We start from the raw sequence: 18,315 nt of genomic DNA, 5'->3' as shown, positions 1-18,315 counted from the left end.
ATCAGGATCACCGAGGAGGCGGTCAGCACCGTGCTGTAGAGCGCGGTCGGGTGCCCCTCCGCGCTGATCTTCAGCGGCAGCGCCACGGTGTACTGGACGTAGATCACCGAACCGAGCAGGACCGAGACCAGGAAGGCCAGGTACCTGCGGTCGCGCAGGATTGTCCCGTAGCCCCCTCTGGGCCCGGGCTCGTCCGCCTCCTCCTCGGCCGGCGCCGCCACCTTCGGCAACAGGGTGAGCGCGAGCAGGGCGTAGGCCAGCGCGGTGGCCGCGTCCAGGTAGAACAGCAGGTCCCAGTCGAGCAGGATCAGGCCGGCCGCGATCAGCGGGCTGAGCGCGGCGCCGCCGTTCAGGGCGATCCGCATCATCGCGAAGCCCATCACCCGGTGCTCGTCCGGGATCAGGTCGCTCAGCAGCACCGAGGCCGCCGGGCGGTAGCCCTGGGCGGCCAGGCCCGCCAGCGCCACGGCCACCAGCAGCAGCGGGAACCGGCCCGCACCGCTCAGGGTCGGTATCAGCACCAGGATCACCGCCGCCGTGGCCATCGCCCCGGTGATGGTGGCCCGCGGGCCGAACCGCTGGACCAGCTCGCCGCCCAGGATGGTGCCGAGCACCGCGCCGACGCTGTACGCGGTCAGGGCCAGCCCGGCATGCCCGACCGACAGCCCGCGGGCCGTCAGGTAGAGCACCAGGAAGGTCTGGACGAACGCGCCCATCTGGTTGATCAGGACACCGCCCAGCAGGTACCGGACGGAGAGCGGCGTCTGCCGCAGGGTGGCGAACACCCCTGGCGGTGCCGCCGCTTTCGTGGTGCCGCTCTCGGCTGTAGTGGTCATTTATGGGCCCTCGCTCCCGGCCGGCTGTGCTCGGATGTGGTACGGGTGCGGACGGCCCCGTGCCGTCCGCACCCGTCAAATCCCTTTAATTTCACCGGAGTTGGCGATTGACCGACAGCGTTGATCGCATCCGCCGATCAACGGCTGAAGGCGCCGCGGGTCACCAGCTCCTCGGTCCCGCGCTGCGCCGGCCTGCGTCACGGCAAGTGCCCGTGCAGTCGGCGACGCAGGCCCGGGATCGGCGGAATCGGCGGGAACGAAGGACGACGCCCACCGTCTCCGGCCCCGCCGTGCGGGCGGCGGCGTCCAGCGCTGCGGCCAACTGCACTGCGTTTTGCGAGCGTTCGGACCTCATGCCGTCGGAGCGGGCGAGTGCGGTGAGGTCGAGCGGCGGGCCGATCGGCCCACGGTCCCGGCCGGACGGTCCCGGCGCCAGGGCTCACATCAGCTGCGGCGGAAGCGGACCGGCGGACCGGGCCCTCACCTCGCTCGCGAGCCGGACCCGAGCTCCTGCGGGGGCCTTCCTGGCAGCGGTCTTCGTGCCGGGGCCACCCGACCGTAGCCATGACACGGTGTCATGCCTGCGGCAGGGCCCCGTGGAACCCCCTTTCAGCACCATGTGATGTGTGCAATGGTCTATGTCACACTCCCCACCGTGTTCACGACAGCGCCGGGCTGCGTCCCCCACCTCCCCGGTTGCCGTCACGGTCCGCACGTCCCCCACCTCAGCCGTGCCCCCAAGCGCGGCCGCAGACCGGCCCGGAGGCCACCTCCATGCGTAGTTCCCGCACGACCAGAGACGTCGTCAGGCTGCTGATAGCCGCCCTGATCTGCTGCCTCGGACTCACCCTGCTCGCGCCCGGCGGCCGCGCCGCCGCCGTCGGGGCCAAGGCTCCGGCGCCCGTCCCCGCGCCCGCCCCGAAGGCGGGGCCGGCCCCGCAGGCGGCCACCGAGGTGCTCGGCGCCGACGCCCGGGCGGAGGCGGCGCAGCACGGCACCGCCGTGTCGGAGCGCCCGCCGCTCCGGGCGACCGAGAGTGCCAGCAAGCGCGAGCAGAGCCTGGCCAAGCCGCAGTTGTCGGCCGGTGCGGCCGGCCTCGCGGCCGCCTGCAACGTGTCCGACTTCACCTCGAAGACCGGGGCCGCGCTGGTCAGCCAGATCAAGGCCTCGGACCTCACCTGCATCAACACGCTGTTCCAGCTGACCGGTTCGAACGCCCAGGCCGCCTTCCGTGAGGCCCAGATGGTCACGGTGGCGAACGCGCTGCGCACGGTCTCCGCCAACTACCCTGGTGACAACAGCACTTCGGCGGGCCAGCTGGTGCTGTTCCTGCGCGCCGGGTACTTCGTGCACTGGTACAACGAGTCCACCGTCGGCACCTACGGACCGGCGCTGAAGAGCGGGCTCCAGGGCGGGCTGGACGCCTTCTTCGCCGCGTCGCGCTCCAGGGACGTGACCGACGCCAATGGCGAGACCCTCGCCGAGGCGGTCATCCTGATCGACAGCGCGCAGGAGAACGCCCGCTACCTGTCCGTGGTGAAGCGGCTGCTGACCGGCTACAGCACCTCGTACGACAGCTCGTACTACATGGTCGCCGCCGTCAACAACACGTACACCGTGCTGTTCCGCGGCCACCAGAACGCCGACTTCCTGCCGGCCGTGCAGGCCGACACCAGCGTGCTCAGCACGCTGCGCGACTTCGCGGTGGCGCACGACAACCTGCTCGGCACCGACAAGTCGTACCTGACCGCCAACGCCGGGCGCGAACTCGGCCGGTTCCTCAGCCACCCCGAGCTGCTGACCACCGTCCGGCCGCTGGTCAAGCAGCTGCTCGACCGCACCTCCATCTCCGGCCGGACCGCCTCGCTCTGGATGGGCCTGGCCGAGATGACGAACGAGTACGACGCGGCGAACTGCTCCTACTACGGCACCTGTGACCTGGTGAACCGGGCCCGGGCCGCGGCGCTGACGTCCACCCAGACCTGCAGCCCCTCGGTGAAGATCGTCGCCCAGCAGATGACCGCCGCCGAGTTCAGCGCCACCTGCGCCAGCCTGGCCGCCCAGGACGCCTTCTTCCACAACGTGGTGAAGGACAGCGGGGCGGTGGCGAACGACAACAACACCACCATCGAGGTGAACGTCTTCAACTCCAGCGCCGACTACCAGATCTACGCCGGCGTCATCTTCGGGATCGACACCGACAACGGCGGCATGTACCTGGAGGGCAACCCGGCCGCGGCCGGGAACCAGCCGCGCTTCATCGCCTACGAGGCCGAGTGGGTCCGCCCGGACTTCCAGATCTGGAACCTGAACCACGAGTACACCCACTACCTCGACGGCCGGTTCGACATGTACGGCGACTTCGACTCCGGGATGACCACCCCGACCGTGATGTGGGTCGAGGGCTTCGCCGAGTACATCTCCTACTCGTACCGCAACGTGAACTACGACGACGCGGTGGCCGAGGCGCGCAAGAACACGTACAAGCTCAGCACGCTGTTCGACACCACGTACGACAACGCCGACCAGACCCGGATCTACAACTGGGGCTACCTGGCGGTCCGTTACCTGCTCCAGTCGCACCCGGCGGACGTGACCACGCTGCTCGGGTACTACCGCACCGGCAACTGGGCGGCCGCCCGTACCCTGCTGACCTCCACCATCGGCACCCGCTACGACGCCGACTTCGCCGCCTGGCTGGCGGCCTGCGGGGCCGGCAACTGCGGCACCCTGCCGCCGCCCGGCGGCCCGACCGAGTGCACCGCGGCGGACACCCGGGTGCTGGAGAAGAACTGCGGCCGGTCCAACCTCTCGGCCACCACCGGGAACTACCGCTACTTCTACCTGAACCTCCCGGCCGGCACCTCCTCGCTCAAGATCACCGTGGCGGGCGGCACCGGCAACGCCGACCTCTACTACAGCCCGAGCAGCTGGGCCACCACCAGCAGCTACACCGCGCGCTCCTCCCACGCGGGCAACGCGGAGACCCTGACCGTCACCAACCCGCCGGCGGGCTACGTCTACGTCAGCCTGCTCGCCGTCACCGGCTTCGACAAGGTCACCGTCTCGACCCAGTTCTGAGCCACCGTCCCGAACCGCGGGCCCGCCCATCCGCCGAAACCGGTGGGTGGGCCCGCGCCGTTCACCCGCCGTCGGAAAGGGCCTACGCTGGGCCGACCGCGCGGTCCGCGCGGCGGAGCGCGGTCCAGTCCACGGATCGGAGCGGCCGCCCAGACAGGCTCTAGCGGGAGTCCTGATGGAACTCGAACTTCGTCACCTACGGCTGGTCTGCGCCGTCGCCGAGGCCGGCAGCCTCGGCCGGGCGGCCGGCGCGCTCGGCTGCTCCCAGCCCGCGCTGAGCAAGCAGTTGCAGCGGATCGAGGCGCTGCTCGGCGAGCCGCTGTTCCGGCGCGGACCGGCAGGGGTGCAGCCGACCGGCTACGGCCTGGAGGTGCTGGTCCAGGCCAAGGAGGTGCTGGTGCGGGCCGACGCGATCGGGCGCCGGCGCGGCGGGGCTCGGGGCACGGGCGGCCTGCTCCGGCTCGGCGTGACCAACACGCCGATGCTGCCGGGGCTGGTCCGGGCCGTCGGGACCGCCCGCCCCGACCTGGCCCTGACGGTCAGCAGCGTGTACTCCTCCGCCGACCTGGTCGAGCTGTTGCAGAAGGGCGAGCTGGACGTCGCCGTGGCGGCGGACTACCCCGCGCTCGAACTGCGCCACTCGACCGCCGTCGCCCACCGCGGCATCGTCACCGCACCGGCCTTCGTCGCGCTGCCCGAGCGGCACCGGCTGGCCCGCCGGGTCGAGGTCGGGCTGGACGAACTGGCGGACGAGGCCTGGTTCCTGACGCCCGATGACGGCGCCGGCTGGCCCGGGGTGTTCTACGCGGCCTGCCTGGCGGGCGGGTTCACGCCCGCGACGGTGCACGACTTCCTCGGCGACCAGAGCCACCTGAGCCAGATGATCGCGCACGGCCTGGGCGTCTCGGTGGTGCAGGCCACCTTCCCGTCCGCGCCCGGAGTGGTGGTCAAACCGCTGGTGGGAACCCCGATCTGGGTCCGCTACGTGCTGGCCTGGCGCAAGGAGGAGGTCGAGGACGCGCTGGTGGACCTGCTGAGCCGGGCGGCCGGGACGGCGTACCGCGAACTGATCGCCCAGGCACGGCACTTCCAGGAGTGGTCGGTGCGGACCTACCGGGTGCCCAAGGCCGGGAGCGAGTAGCCGGGGGAGCCGCGGTCAGGGGCGCAGCCGGGTGTTGAGCCGGGCGGCCCGGCGGGTCAGGTGGTCGCGCTCGGCGAGGTCGCCGGCCAGGTGGGCCGCCTCGGCGTAGAGCCGGGCCGCCATGGCCAGATCGCCGTCGCGCTCGTGCAGGTAGGCGGCCACGGCGGTGTGGCGGGGCAGGGCGGCGTCCAGCTGCGCGAGCGCCGCCAGGCCGGCCCGGGGCCCGTCCGCCTCCCCGACGGCGACCGCGCGGTTGAGCCGGACCACCGGGCTGTCGGTCAGACGGGCGAGCTCGTCGTACCACTCCACGATCTGCACCCAGTCGGTCTCCTCGGCGGCGGGCGCGTCGGCGTGCAGGGCCGCGATCGCGGCCTGGGCCTGGAACTCGCCCAGCCGGTCCCGGGCCAGCGCCGCCTGGAGGACCGCGACGCCCTCGGTGATCAGCGCGGTGTCCCAGCGGCCGCGGTCCTGCTCGGCCAGCGGCACCAGGCTGCCGTCGGCCGCGGTCCGGGCGGCCCGCCGGGCGTGGTGGAGCAGCATCAGTGCGAGCAGCCCGGCCGCCTCCGGGTGGTCGACCGCGGCCGCGAGCTGCCGGGTGAGCCGGATCGCCTCGGCGGCCAGGTCGACGTCGCCGGAGTAGCCCTCGTTGAAGACCAGGTAGAGGACCCGCAGCACGGTGGCGACATCGCCCGGCCGGTCGAACCGGACGCCCGCGACGGTGCGCTTGGCCCGGCTGATGCGCTGCGCCATGGTGGCCTCGGGCACCAGGTAGGCGGCGGCGATCTGACGGGTGGTCAGGCCGCCGACGGCGCGCAGCGTCAGCGCGACCGCCGACGCGGGGGTCAGCGACGGGTGGGCGCAGAGGAAGTAGAGCTGGAGCGTGTCGTCGACGCCGGGCGCGGGCCCGGGGGCCGGTTCCTCGTCCAGCAGGTCCTCCCGGCGGCGGCGGGCCGCGTCCGAGCGGCTCGCGTCCAGGAACTTGCGCCAGGCGACCGTGACCAGCCAGCCCTTCGCGTCCTTCGGCGGGTCGGCCGGCCAGACCCGGGCGGCCTGCAGCAGTGCGTCCTGCACCGCGTCCTCGGCCGCCGCGAAGTCGGCTCCGCGGCGGACGAGGACGGTGAGCACGCCCGGGGTGAGGCTCCGGACCAGGGCCTCGTCCATCGGTCCGGTCACTCCGTGACGGTGCGGTGCGAGCCGAGGAACGGGCGCAGCTCCAGCCACTCGTGGATCGGCCGGCCGCCGGCCCCGGGGGCGGCCGACAGCTGGCCGGCCAGTTCGACCGCGCGCTCGTAGCTGTCGACGTCGATCACCATCCACCCCGCGATCAGGTCCTTGGTCTCGGCGAACGGGCCGTCGGTGACCGGCGGCTGGCCCTCGCCGTCGTACCGGACGAAGGTCCCGGTCGGGGCCAGCGCCTGGCCGTCGACGTACTCGCCGGTGCCTTCGAGCCGGGTGGCGAAGTCGTTCATGTACTGGATGTGGGCGGAGATCTCCTCCGGCGTCCACTTGTCCATCGGCACGTCGTTGACCGCCGCCGGGGCGCCCCGGTAGTGCTTGAGCAGCAGGTACTTGGCCATGGTGTTTCCTCCTTGCCGGTGCGACCCATTGTGGCCGCCTTCACCGCTGGGACGGAGCAGGCCACGGGTTCTCGACATCACCGGCCGGAATTAATAACAAGCACGCGTGCTTGATTTGTGCCAGGCGGGCTGTCACGCTGCTGCCCGTGGGCGGAGCGGAGCCGGCTGGGGAGGCCAGGGTGCTGCGGATCGGAAATGCCTCGGGGTTCTACGGAGACCGCTTCGGGGCGATGCGGGAGATGCTGACCGGCGGGCCGCTGGACGTGCTGACCGGGGACTACCTGGCCGAGCTGACCATGCTGATCCTGGCCCGGGACCGGCTGAAGGACCCCGGACTCGGCTACGCCCGGACCTTCCTGCGGCAGCTGGAGGAGTGCCTCGGACTGGCGGCCGACCGGGGCGTGCGGATCGTGGTCAACGCGGGCGGGCTCAACCCGGTCCGGCTCGGCGAGGCGATCGCGGAGCTGGCGGCCAAGCAGGGCGTGCCGGTCCGGCTCGGCGTGGTGGACGGGGACGACCTGCTCGGACGGCCCGACCTGCCCGAGGGGCTGCTCGCCGCCAACGCCTACCTCGGCGGGCAGGGCATCGCCGAGTGCCTGCGGGCCGGGGCCGACCTGGTGGTGACCGGGCGGGTCACCGACGCGGCACTGGTCTCCGGGGCGGCCGCCGCGCACTTCGGCTGGGACGCGACCGACTTCGACGCGCTGGCGGGGGCGGTGGTGGCGGGCCACGTGCTGGAGTGCGGGGCGCAGGCAACCGGCGGGAACTACGCCTTCTTCCACGAACACGACGTGACCCACCCCGGCTTCCCGCTCGCCGAGCTGCACCCGGACGGCTCCAGCGTGATCACCAAGCACCCCGGCACCGGCGGCGCGGTCACCGTCGGGACGGTCACCGCCCAGCTGCTGTACGAGACTTCGGGCGCCCGCTACGCCGGGCCCGACGTGACGGCCCGGCTGGACAGCGTCCGGCTGGAGCAGGAAGGGCCGGACCGGGTCCGGATCGACGGGGTGCGCGGCGAGGCGCCGCCGCCGACGCTCAAGGTCGGGCTGAACCGGCTGGGCGGCTGGCGGAACGAGGTGGTCTTCGTCCTCACCGGACTGGAGATCGAGCGCAAGGCGGAGCTGATCCGGCGTCAACTGGAAGGCTCGATCCGGGCCGCCGAGGTGCGCTGGACGCTGGCCAGGACCGACCACCCGGACGCCGGCACCGAGGAGACCGCCTCCGCGCTGCTCCGGCTCGCCGTCAAGGACCGGGACCAGCACGCGGTGGGCCGGGCGCTGAGCACGGCCGCCGTCGAGCTGGGCCTCTCCGGCTACCCCGGCTTCCATGTCACCGCGCCACCCGGGCCGGCCGCCCCCTACGGCGTGTTCGAGACCGCGTACGTCGACGCGGCGGGCGTCCCGCACCGGGCGCTGCTCCCCGACGGCACCCGCCGGGCGATCCCGCCGGCCCCGCTCACCCGCGCCCTGGAACCGGTCCAGGACCCGCCGCTGCCGCCCCCGCTGCCCCCGGGCCCGACCCGGCGGGTGCCGCTCGGCCGGGTCTTCGGCGCCCGCAGCGGTGACAAGGGCGGCGACGCCAACCTCGGCGTCTGGGCCCGTACAAACCTCGGCTGGCGCTGGCTGGCCCACCAGCTGACCGTCCAGCGGCTGCGCGAACTGCTGCCGGAGACGGCGGAGTTGCCGGTCACCCGGCACCTGCTGCCGGAGCTGCGCGCGGTCAACTTCGTCCTCACCGGCCTGCTCGGCGAAGGCGTCGCCGCCCAGCACCGGTTCGACCCGCAGGCCAAGGCCCTCGGCGAGTGGCTCCGCTCCCGGCACGCCGACCTCCCGGAGGAACTGCTGTGACCACCCTGCCCACCCGCCTCGACCCGGCCGGGCCCGAGTACCGCGCCAACCGTGCCGCGATGCTGGCCAAGCTCACCGCGCTGGACGCCGAGCACGCCAAGGCACTGGCCGGCGGCGGCCCCAAGTACCTGGAGCGCCACCGCAGTCGGGGCAAGCTGCCGGCCCGGGAGCGGATCGAGCTGCTGGTCGACCCGGGCTCGCCGTTCCTGGAGCTGTCCCCGCTGGCCGCCTGGGGCAGCGACTACCCGGTCGGGGCCGCGCTGGTCACCGGGATCGGGGTGATCGAGGGCACCGAGTGCGTGATCACCGCCAACGACCCGACCGTACGCGGCGGCGCCAGCAACCCCTGGACCCTGCGCAAGGCGCTGCGGGCGAACGAGATCGCGCTGCACAACCGCCTGCCGCTGGTCAGCCTGGTCGAGTCCGGCGGGGCGGACCTGCCCAGTCAGAAGGAGATCTTCATCCCCGGCGGGGCGCTCTTCCGCGACCTCACCCGGCTCTCGGCCGCCGGGGTGCCGACGGTGGCGGTGGTGTTCGGCAACTCGACCGCCGGCGGCGCGTACGTGCCGGGCATGTCCGACCACACCGTGCTGGTGCGGGAGCGGGCCAAGGTGTTCCTCGGCGGCCCGCCGCTGGTGAAGATGGCCACCGGCGAGGAGGCCGACGACGAGTCGCTCGGCGGGGCCGAGATGCACGCCCGCACCTCGGGCCTGGCCGACCACCTGGCCGAGGACGAGCACGACGCGCTCCGGATCACCCGCCGGATCGTGCACCGCCTGCACTGGCGCAAGGCCGGCCCGGACCCCGACCCGTTCGCCGCCCCGCCGAAGTACGCGGAGGAGGAGCTGCTCGGCCTGGTGCCGGACGACCTGAAGGTGCCGTTCGACCCGCGCGAGGTCATCGCCCGGATCGTGGACGGCTCCGACTTCGACGAGTTCAAGCCGCGCTACGGCCCCAGCCTGGTGACCGGCTGGGCCGAACTGCACGGCTACCCGGTCGGCATCCTGGCCAACGCCCAGGGCGTGCTGTTCAGCGAGGAGTCGCAGAAGGCGGCCCAGTTCATCCAGTTGGCGAACCAGCGGGACCGGCCGCTGCTGTTCCTGCACAACACCACCGGCTACATGGTCGGCCAGGCGTACGAGCAGGGCGGCATCATCAAGCACGGCGCGATGATGATCAACGCGGTCTCCAACAGCCGGGTCCCGCACCTGTCGGTGCTGGTCGGCGCCTCCTACGGGGCCGGGCACTACGGGATGTGCGGGCGGGCGTACGAGCCGCGGTTCCTGTTCGCCTGGCCGAGCGCCAAGTCGGCGGTGATGGGGCCGCAGCAGCTGGCCGGGGTGCTCTCGATCGTGGCCCGGCAGTCGGCGGCGGCCAAGGGCCTGCCGTACGACGAGGAGGCCGACGCGACCATCCGGGCCATGGTGGAGCAGCAGATCGAGGCCGAGTCGCTGCCGGTCTTCCTCTCCGGCCGGCTCTACGACGACGGGGTCATCGACCCCCGCGACACCCGCACGGTGCTCGGCATCTGCCTGTCCGCGATCCACAGCGCCCCGGTCGAGGGCGCGCGCGGCTACGGCGTCTTCCGGATGTAAGGGACCCGGGGCACGTGCCCTCCTTGCCCGGCAACGGGCAGGAGGGGCCCTTCGTTGGCTTCTCGTCGGTCGATGTCCCTCCTCGGCGCCGCCGAGGCACGCACCCCAACGCCGCCCGCTCATCCGACGTGACCCGAAAGAGAGGCCCTAGCCGATGATCACCTCCGTACTGGTCGCCAACCGGGGCGAGATCGCCCGCCGGGTCCTCCGGACCTGCCGGGACCTCGGCATCGCCACCGTCGCCGTCCACTCCGACCCGGATGCGGACGCCCTGCATGTGCGGGAGGCCGACACCGCCGTCCGGCTGCCCGGGGCCACCGCCGCCGAGACCTACCTGCGGGCCGACCTGCTGGTCGCCGCCGCGCTCACCGTCGGGGCGGACGCGGTCCACCCCGGCTACGGATTCCTGTCCGAGAGCGCCGAGTTCGCCCGGGCCGTGGAGGCCGCCGGGCTGACCTGGATCGGACCGCCCGCCGGGGCGATCGCCGCGATGGGGTCGAAGACCGCGGCCAAGCGCCTGATGGCGGCGGCCGGTGTGCCCGTGCTCGCGGTGCCCGCCGAGCCGACCGCCGCCGACCTGCCACTGCTGGTCAAGGCGGCGGCCGGCGGCGGCGGTCGGGGGATGCGGATCGTCCGTGAACTGGCGGAACTGCCCGGGGCGTTGGCCGCCGCCCGGGCCGAAGCGGCGCGCGCCTTCGGCGACGACGAGGTGTTCTGCGAGCCCTACCTGCCGACCGGACGGCACGTCGAGGTGCAGCTGCTGGCGGACGCCCACGGCACCGTCTGGGCGGTCGGCGACCGGGACTGCTCGCTCCAGCGCCGGCACCAGAAGGTGATCGAGGAGGCCCCGGCACCCTTCCTGGAAGATGCGCTCCGGGCCGAGCTGCACCGGGCCGCGACCGCCGCCGCCCGGGCGATCGGCTACCGGGGCGCCGGGACGGCCGAGTTCCTGGTCACGCCGGACGGGCGGTGCTGGTTCCTGGAGATGAACACCCGGCTCCAGGTCGAGCACCCGGTCACCGAGTGCGTCACCGGTCTTGACCTGGTCGCGCTCCAGCTCCGGATCGCCGAGGGCGAGGCACTGCCGGCCGAACCGCCCGCGAGCCGGGGCCACGCGATCGAGGCCAGGCTGTACGCCGAGGACCCGGAACAGGACTGGCAGCCCCGGACCGGGACCCTGCACCTGCTCGAAGTGCCGGGCGTCTCGGTCGAGTTCGGCGTCGGCCACGGGGACACCGGCCTGCGCCTCGACTCCGGCGCGGCCGACGGGAGCGAGATCGGCCCGCACTACGACCCGATGCTCGCCAAGCTGATCGCCTGGGCGCCCACCCGGTCCGCCGCCGCCCGGCTGCTGGCCACCGCGCTCGGCGGGGCCCGGATCCACGGCCCGGGCAGCAACCGCGCCCTGCTGGTCGCCGCGCTGCGCCACCCGGCCTTCCTGGCCGGGGAGTTGCACACCGGATTCCTGGCCGAGCACGACCTCGCGGCCAAGGGCGAGGACCTCACCCTGCCTGCGCTGGCGGCCGCGCTGGCCGGCACCGGCGACTCGCCGTTCCGCTCCGGCTGGCGCAACCTGCCGTCCCAGCTCCAGGTGACCCGCTACCGCGCCGCTGACGGCACCGAGCACGAGGTGCGCCACCGGCTCACCAGGGACGGCCTCCAGGGCCACCCGGGCGTCGAACTCGTCCGGGCCGCACCGGAGTCGGTCACGCTGCGGGCCGACGGCCGGACCCACACCTACCGGATCGCCAGGTACGGCGACGAACTCCATCTCGACACCCCCGCCGGCGCCACCACCCTGACCGCACTGCCCCTGCTCCCGGAGCCGACCGCCGAGCCGACCCCGGGCGCCCTGCTCGCCCCGATGCCCGGCACCGTCACCCGCACCGCCGCCACTCCCGGCGACCGCGTCACCGCCGGGCAGCCGCTGCTCTGGCTGGAGGCGATGAAGATGGAACACCGGGTCTGCGCACCGGCCGACGGTGTGCTCACCGAACTGCGCGTCGCCCCCGGCCAACAGGTCGAGCCCGGCACCCTGCTGGCCGTCGTACAGCCCCAGGACTGACCACACCACCCGCACGGAAGGGACCTTCGCCATGTCCGCACCGCTGCTCAACCCGGTCGAACCCGAGGACCACCAGGCCCTGCGCCGCGCCGTCGGCGACCTGGCCCGCCGCTACGGCCCCGAGTACTTCCGCCGCAAGGCCCGCGCGGGCGAGCCCGTCGACGAGCTGTGGGCCGAGGCGGGCAAGGCGGGCTACCTCGGGGTCAGCCTGCCCGTCGAGTACGGCGGCGGAGGCGCCGGGATCACCGAACTGGCCATCGTGCTGGAGGAGTTCGGCGCAGCCGGTTGCCCGCTGCTGATGATGATCGTCTCGCCCGCGATCTGCGGCACGGTGATCGCCCGCTACGGCACCGAGCAGCAGAAGCTGGCCTGGCTGCCCGGCCTCGCCGACGGCAGCCGCCGGATGGCCTTCGGCATCACCGAGCCGGACGCGGGCTCCAACTCGCACCGCCTCACCACCACCGCCCGCCGGGACGGCGAGGACTGGCTGCTGACCGGCCGCAAGGTCTTCATCTCCGGCATCGACCACGCCGACGCGGTGCTCTTCGTGGCCCGCACCGAGGACGCCAGGACGGGCCGGCTGAAGCCCGCGCTGTTCGTGGTCCCGCGCGAGACCCCGGGCTTCGAGTACCGGGCCATCCCGATGGAACTGCTCACCGCGGAGAAGCAGTTCCAGGTCTTCCTGGACGACGTCCGGCTGCCCGCCGAGGCCCTGGTGGGGGCCGAGGACGCCGGCCTGGAGCAGCTCTTCGCCGGGCTCAACCCCGAGCGGGTGATGACCGCCGCCTTCGCCCTCGGCCTGGCCCGGCAGGCCCTCGCCACCGCCACCGACTACGCCCGCACCAGGACCGTCTGGGACAGCCCGATCGGCGCCCACCAGGCGATCGCGCACCCGCTGGCCCAGTGCGCGATCGAGATCGAACTCGCCCGCCTGATGATGCTGAAGGCCGCCCAGCTCTACGACCAGGGCCACGACGCGGCCGCCGGCGAGGCCGCCAACATGGCCAAGTACGCCGCCGCCGAAGCCGCCTGCCACACCGTCGACCAGGCCGTGCACACCCTCGGCGGCAACGGCCTGACCCAGGAGTACGGCCTGGCCGCCCTGCTCACCGCCACCCGGGTCAGCCGGATCGCCCCGGTCAGCCGGGAGATGATTCTCAACTACGTGGCCCAGCACACCCTGGGCCTGCCGCGCTCCTACTGACGGCCCGCCGGCCGCTGTTCGGCGACGGCAGGTTCAGCGCCGTGGTTCCCAAGGACAGTTGCTCCGAGTTCAGCACCTGCGCCCAGCTGACCCGCACCGGGTCAGCTGGGCTCTTCCGTTGGCAAGCCGCCTCAACACGCAGGCTCCGCCGCGCGGTTGTCGGACGTCGGAGTCGAGCCGGAACTCGCCGAGGAGCCCCGGGCGGGCGCTGCCCGGGCGGGTCCACCGCCCCGTTCTTTGCGTATCCGGATTCCGGCCGTACCGCATTGTCCGCGCATCCCGGGGCCCAGCACAGTTCAACCACTCGGCGGCCCGTACCGCCCTGCCCCGTGCGCCGACCACGGCCCCACCCGGGTCGGCCGCCCCCACCTCGAAGGAGAACCATGTCCGCAGTCTCGGCCCGCCGGTCGCTGGTGAAGGCCGCAGTCGCGGTGCTGGCGCTGAGCGCCGCCCCGGCCCTCGTCGTCGCTCCGGCGTCGGCACGTACCGCATCCTCCGCCGCTGTCCCGGCCTTCGCCGGTCCTGCCGGTCCCGCCCTGCCCGCCGTCCGCACCGCCGCGCCCGCTCCGGCCGCGGCCCAGGGCGCCGACGCGTATCTGCCCGTCAGCTACACCTGCAGCAGTGCCCTGCGGATCAAGGCGCAGCGGATGACCACCCAGCAGCTCCAGGCCATCTGCACCTCGCTCGCCGGTCAGGACGCCTACTTCCACCAGGTCGTCAAGGACAGCGGGAAGCCGGTGGCCTACGACGTGAACACGCAGCTGGAGGTCGACGTGTTCGACTCCCGCTCCGAGTACGTGCGGCTGGCCGGCTACCTGTTCGGGGCCAACACCAGCGGGGGCGGGGTGTACATGGAGGGCAATCCGGCCGTCTCCGGCAACCAGGCCCGCTTCGTCACCTACCGGGACGACACGCTGTCCGCGTTCACCATCAAGAACCTCAACCACGAGTACACGCACTACCTCGACGGCCGGTACGACATGTACGGCGACTGGAACGCCAACATCTCGACCCCCACCCTGTGGTGGATCGAGGGCCTGGCGGAGTACGTCTCGTACGGCTACCTCGGCAAGCAGAACACCTGGGCCGCCGGTGAGGCCCGCAAGCAGACCTACGCGCTGAGCACGCTGTTCGACACCACCCAGCAGGACGACCAGAACCGGATCTACGCCTGGGGCTACCTGGCCGTCTACTACCTGATGGAGCAGCGGCCGGCCGACGTGGCGAAGGTGCTCGGCTACTACCGCACCGGCAACTGGCAGGCGGCGCGCACGTACCTCAAGCAGACCATCAACTCCCGCTACGACGCCGACTTCAGGGCCTGGCTGCTCACCTGACCGACGACCCGGCCGGCCGAGCGTCCGCCGTGTCCTCGCCTCACCTGTCACCGACGGGTCCGGTCGACGGCAGATGGCCGGTACCGGGCTCGGAGCTGACGACGGCCCCCGGGCGGGTGCGGACCGACGAGTCGTACGGACGGGCGAGGCCGGTGCAGTCCCACGGCGTCACCGAGGCCGCTGGCCAGTCGAACGTCCAACCGGGGCGCACTCCGCGCGCACCCCAGCCGTCGGGGCCGCGCCGGGGGATCGGATCACCGGCCTCCTGCGCGGCGAGCGCCGCCTCACACGTCTCGCGCGCCAACTGCAGTGCCTGCGCTCCGGTGCCGGCCACGCCGGTGAGGAGGTGGAAGCCGCGTTGCCCGGGCCGGGCGGAATCTCCGATGGGGACGTTGACCTGGTAGTAGGGCTGCTCCACGACGTCGTCTCCCTCGGTCGCACCGGTCGGTCGGGGCTGACCGGGCCCGGGGGCCTCGTGGTGGGCGGGGGCTCCGGGTACGGACCGGAGCCCGTTCTGCCAGCTGGGGCCACCGTAGGCGGCGACGGCGCGGGGAAACATACGGGTCGGGGACAACCGGCATACCTGTTTAATCCCGGCGTCCCACCCGGGATCGCGCTCCACCCACGGCGGCGAGGTCCGAGCGGTCAGCGACGGCGCCGGACGAGGTCGTGGCGGGAGAGGGTGCCGGTCTTGCGCATGGCGCGGGCGATGTGCTGCTCGACGGTCCGGGGGGACAGGTGCAGGGTCGCCGCGATCTCACGGTTGGTCAGCCCGGCGCCGGCCAGTTCCGCCACCTCGCTCTCGCGCGGCGAGAGCTCGTCCGCGTGCGAGGGCCGACCCGGTGGGCGGCCCTTCTTCGCGGGCTGGACGGTGCGCAGCAGGGCGCGGGTGCGGGCGGCGTCCCAGACGGCGCCGAGGTCGTTGAACTGCTCGGTGCAGTCCTCCAGTTCGGCGACCAGTCGCTCCGTCCCGCCATCCGCCGGGGCGTCCTGCGCCGGCGCCCCCTCGGGCGGCTCGGGACGTGCCCCGAGCAGGCAGCGGGCCGCGCCCTCCAGGGTCAGCACGCGGGCGTACGGCCGGGGCAGCGCCGCGTAGGCGGTGGCCGCCTCCCGGTACAGCCGGGCGGCCTCGACCGGTTCGTGCTCGGCCTCCGCCAGCGCGGCCCGGCTCCACAGCAGCGCGGCAGCGGCGACCGGGATCTCGCGCCCCTCGACTCCCCGGCCGAAGTCCCGCACCATGGCGCGGGCGCCCGGCAGGTCGCCCGCGCGGGCGACCGCCTCCACCGCCCAGGGGGCGAGCTCGGCCGCCCAGGCCCAGACGCCCTTGCGGGCCACGTCGGACCAGGCCGCGCGGGCCTGCTCGGCGGCGGCGGGCAGGTCCTGGCGGGCCAGCGCCAGGCGGACGAGCGCGCCCGACACGGTGGCGGCCAGCGGCGCGGGCAGGTTCTCGGGCCCGATCGACTCCTGGCCGGACAGCCAGCCGACCGCCGCACCCCAGTCGCCCTGCCCGAAGGCGAGCAGGCCCAGCACCATGCGGGCGTCCGAGGCGATCAGGGGCATGTCGGCGGTGGCGGCCACGAACCGCTCGCACCGCTCGGCCAGGCCGGCCCAACGGCCGGTCCACCACTGCACCAGCAGCCGGGTGCCGAACGCGGTGTGCTCGGTGTACGGGGCGCCGCTCTCGGCGGACAGGTCGAGGCCCTCCGCCAGCAGCTCCTCCGCCCGCTGGTACAGACCGAGCCACACCGCGGCGTCGGCCGCGTTGCACAGGCCCCGCGCCGCGTGCTGCCGGACCGCCCGGTCCGGGCTGTCGGTGGGCAGCGACCGGACGAGGTCCCAGGCGTCGTGGTCACCGCAGCACATCGCGAAGGTGGTCCGGTTGGTGAGCACGGCCGCCCGGGTGGCGTCGCTCCCGCTCGCGTCGGCGGCCGCGACGGCCTTGCGCAGCCAGTCCCGGTTCGTGTCGATGGACGGGGCGGGCCAGTACGGGAACGCCAGCGCGGCCATCGCACGGCCGGCCAGGTCGGGGCGGGTGTCGTGCAGCTCGGTCGCGGCGAGCGCCAGTTCCTGGCAGCCGACGGAGAACCTGCCGAGCTGGTTGCACAGCATCAGCGCCAGGTCCAGCCGCAGCTCGCCGCGTACGGTGACGGGCAGCGAGGGGTCCCGGACGAGCTGGGTCAGCACCTCGACGGTCTGGTCCGAACGCAGGGCCACCACGGCGCTGCCGGCCAGCAGCGGGGCGAGCCGGGCCCGGACCCGCGGCGGGACCCGGGAGGAGGCGAGGGTCTCCTCCAGCAGGCCGATCGCGTGCTGGTGGCGGCCCGCCTCCGCGGCGTCCCTGGCGGCCCGCTCCACGGCCTCCAACCAGCCGCGGACCTGGCCGGCCGCCCTGCGGTGCCCGGCCACGGCGTCCCACGGCACCGGCTCCCTGCGGGCCAGGGCCGCCCCGGCCCGCGCGTGCATCTCCTCCCGCAGCGGACCGGGCACGGCAGCGCCGGCGGCGGACGCGGCGAGCGGGACGGGCAGCCCGTAGCGGCCCTCCGCGAGGTCCGTCAGCGCGGCGCCCGCCAGTGCGGCGAGCAGCGCCTCCCGGCCGCGCTCCGCACCGAGTCCGGACACGGCGACCAGTTCGTGCCGCCCTGCGGGCTCCGCCAGCACCGCGGCCGCCCAGACGATCGGCCGGTCCGCGGGCCGGAGCGCGGCGGTCCGGCCGAGGACCAGTTCGGCGAGGCGCACCGGGACGCCGGCCGCGTCCACGTCCTCGGCCGTGCGCTGCCCGCCCGGGCTCACGCGAACGGCCGCCAGCAGGTCGACGACCACCTGGGGCACGCCCCCGGTGACCTCGTACAGCCGGGCGAGCGCCTCGTCCGTCCACTGCTCACCGGGCGCGCTGCGCGCCACTGCCAGCCGCACCCGCTCCTCGTCCCAGCCGGTCGTCCGGTGGCGCAGCACCGTCAGCTCGGGCGGGTACCCCACCGCCGGTGCCCCCAACGGCAGTCCGGCCAGGGCCAGTTCCTCGGGACGGTACGCGAGCACGGCCGCCAGGCCGGGCCACGGATCCGTCAGCAGCCCGCGCAGCCACTCCCGCTCCCGCCGGTCCGCCCGGTGCACGTCGTCCACCAGCAGCAGCACCGGGCCCTCCCGGGGCAGCTCGGGCCACTGCGGCCGCGCGGCTCCGCACCGCCCGCGTACCAGGGTCGCGTCCGCCGCCTCGGGCAGGGCGCCGAGCCCGGCCAGCAGGTGGCTCTTCCCCGTTCCGGCGGCGCCCTCCACCAGCAGGAGCACCGGCCCGGCTCCGGCCGGGGCGAGGCCGCGACGCAGCACGGCCGGCCAGCCGGTGTCGTCCGTCGTCTTCATGCCTTGCCTTCTCGCTCTCGGCCCCGGGACCGCCGGTGGCACGCGGCGCCCGAGCGCGCGGGACGGACGCGTGACGCATCCTGCGTGCCCCGTCGAACACCCGCTGATTGTCCCACCCGGGCAGGGACCGGGGTGGCCGGTACGCCGGCCGGCCCCGGGCGCGGGCTGCTGACGGACCGGGCGGCGTGGCCGTACACACCGGCATGGGGGAGGGTCACGGAAGAGGCGTGCCCGGGGAGGCGGAGGAGCCCGCGTGCCAACCGGTGGAGGGC

At 73.9% G+C, this 18,315-nt stretch carries 12 protein-coding genes; 7 read left to right on the top strand and 5 right to left on the bottom strand.

The window, feature by feature from the left end:
• Window positions 1-836, bottom strand: an 836-nt coding sequence (locus ABT118_RS30150) for an MFS transporter (RefSeq protein ID WP_350675804.1), incomplete at its 3' end; no start/stop codon positions are given.
• Between the two features lie 774 nt (window positions 837-1,610).
• Here ABT118_RS30150 and ABT118_RS30145 point away from each other — a divergent pair.
• Complete coding sequence (locus ABT118_RS30145) at window positions 1,611-3,917, top strand: M9 family metallopeptidase (protein ID WP_350675801.1); 2,307 nt, start codon at window positions 1,611-1,613, stop codon at window positions 3,915-3,917.
• A 175-nt stretch (window positions 3,918-4,092) separates the two neighbouring features.
• Window positions 4,093-5,058, top strand: a complete 966-nt coding sequence (locus ABT118_RS30140) for a LysR family transcriptional regulator (RefSeq protein WP_350675797.1) — start codon at window positions 4,093-4,095, stop codon at window positions 5,056-5,058.
• Between the two features lie 15 nt (window positions 5,059-5,073).
• Here ABT118_RS30140 and ABT118_RS30135 read toward each other — a convergent pair whose 3' ends face one another.
• Both ABT118_RS30135 and ABT118_RS30130 read right to left on the bottom strand, forming a co-directional pair.
• Window positions 5,074-6,219 (bottom strand): RNA polymerase sigma factor, encoded by a 1,146-nt coding sequence (locus ABT118_RS30135; protein ID WP_350675818.1) that lies wholly within the window; start codon window positions 6,217-6,219, stop codon window positions 5,074-5,076.
• Between the two features lie 8 nt (window positions 6,220-6,227).
• Window positions 6,228-6,635, bottom strand: coding sequence for a YciI family protein (locus tag ABT118_RS30130; RefSeq protein ID WP_350675794.1), 408 nt, complete (start codon window positions 6,633-6,635; stop codon window positions 6,228-6,230).
• Window positions 6,636-6,814: 179 nt separating this feature from the next.
• Between ABT118_RS30130 and ABT118_RS30125 the strand changes: the two genes are divergently transcribed.
• The 5 genes from ABT118_RS30125 to ABT118_RS30105 all read left to right on the top strand — a co-directional run bounded on the left by ABT118_RS30125 (window position 6,815) and on the right by ABT118_RS30105 (window position 14,686).
• Window positions 6,815-8,485, top strand: a complete 1,671-nt coding sequence (locus ABT118_RS30125) for an acyclic terpene utilization AtuA family protein (protein ID WP_350675790.1) — start codon at window positions 6,815-6,817, stop codon at window positions 8,483-8,485.
• On the top strand, window positions 8,482-10,080 hold the full coding sequence (locus ABT118_RS30120) for an acyl-CoA carboxylase subunit beta (RefSeq protein ID WP_350675786.1): 1,599 nt from the start codon (window positions 8,482-8,484) through the stop codon (window positions 10,078-10,080). The genes ABT118_RS30125 and ABT118_RS30120 overlap by 4 nt, the downstream gene beginning before the upstream one ends.
• Before the next feature lie 154 nt (window positions 10,081-10,234).
• Window positions 10,235-12,145: an acetyl/propionyl/methylcrotonyl-CoA carboxylase subunit alpha gene (locus ABT118_RS30115; protein WP_350675781.1), complete on the top strand. Its 1,911-nt coding sequence runs from the start codon at window positions 10,235-10,237 to the stop codon at window positions 12,143-12,145.
• Between the two features lie 31 nt (window positions 12,146-12,176).
• The gene (locus ABT118_RS30110) at window positions 12,177-13,349 is read left to right on the top strand and encodes an acyl-CoA dehydrogenase family protein (RefSeq protein WP_350675776.1); all 1,173 of its coding nucleotides are present in this window, start codon (window positions 12,177-12,179) and stop codon (window positions 13,347-13,349) included.
• Between the two features lie 383 nt (window positions 13,350-13,732).
• Entirely contained in the window at window positions 13,733-14,686 is a 954-nt protein-coding gene (locus ABT118_RS30105) for a collagenase (RefSeq protein WP_350675773.1), read from the top strand.
• A gap of 40 nt (window positions 14,687-14,726) precedes the next feature.
• Here the strand turns inward: ABT118_RS30105 and ABT118_RS30100 are convergent, their stop codons facing one another.
• Window positions 14,727-15,104: a hypothetical protein gene (locus ABT118_RS30100; protein ID WP_350675770.1), complete on the bottom strand. Its 378-nt coding sequence runs from the start codon at window positions 15,102-15,104 to the stop codon at window positions 14,727-14,729.
• 227 nt (window positions 15,105-15,331) lie between these two features.
• Complete coding sequence (locus ABT118_RS30095; RefSeq protein WP_350675767.1) at window positions 15,332-18,043, bottom strand: LuxR C-terminal-related transcriptional regulator; 2,712 nt, start codon at window positions 18,041-18,043, stop codon at window positions 15,332-15,334.
• Between the last annotated feature and the right edge of the window lie 272 nt (window positions 18,044-18,315).

It is taken from the genome of Kitasatospora sp. NPDC002040, assembly GCF_040296785.1.
Classification (GTDB): Bacteria; Actinomycetota; Actinomycetes; order Streptomycetales; family Streptomycetaceae; genus Kitasatospora.
The sequence above is the reverse complement of the archived record's forward strand: the minus strand, read 5'-3'. Positions and strand labels throughout refer to the sequence as shown.

Excerpts from the sequence above, each read along its gene's own strand:
- ABT118_RS30145 (WP_350675801.1), top strand. The coding sequence starts at position 1,611 with ATGCGTAGTTCCCGCACGACCAGAGACGTCGTCAGGCTGCTGATAGCC.
- ABT118_RS30095 (WP_350675767.1), bottom strand. The coding sequence starts at position 18,043 with ATGAAGACGACGGACGACACCGGCTGGCCGGCCGTGCTGCGTCGCGGC.
- ABT118_RS30115 (WP_350675781.1), top strand. The coding sequence starts at position 10,235 with ATGATCACCTCCGTACTGGTCGCCAACCGGGGCGAGATCGCCCGCCGG.
- ABT118_RS30130 (WP_350675794.1), bottom strand. The coding sequence starts at position 6,635 with ATGGCCAAGTACCTGCTGCTCAAGCACTACCGGGGCGCCCCGGCGGCG.
- ABT118_RS30135 (WP_350675818.1), bottom strand. The coding sequence starts at position 6,219 with ATGGACGAGGCCCTGGTCCGGAGCCTCACCCCGGGCGTGCTCACCGTC.
- ABT118_RS30140 (WP_350675797.1), top strand. The coding sequence starts at position 4,093 with ATGGAACTCGAACTTCGTCACCTACGGCTGGTCTGCGCCGTCGCCGAG.
- ABT118_RS30110 (WP_350675776.1), top strand. The coding sequence starts at position 12,177 with ATGTCCGCACCGCTGCTCAACCCGGTCGAACCCGAGGACCACCAGGCC.
- ABT118_RS30105 (WP_350675773.1), top strand. The coding sequence starts at position 13,733 with ATGTCCGCAGTCTCGGCCCGCCGGTCGCTGGTGAAGGCCGCAGTCGCG.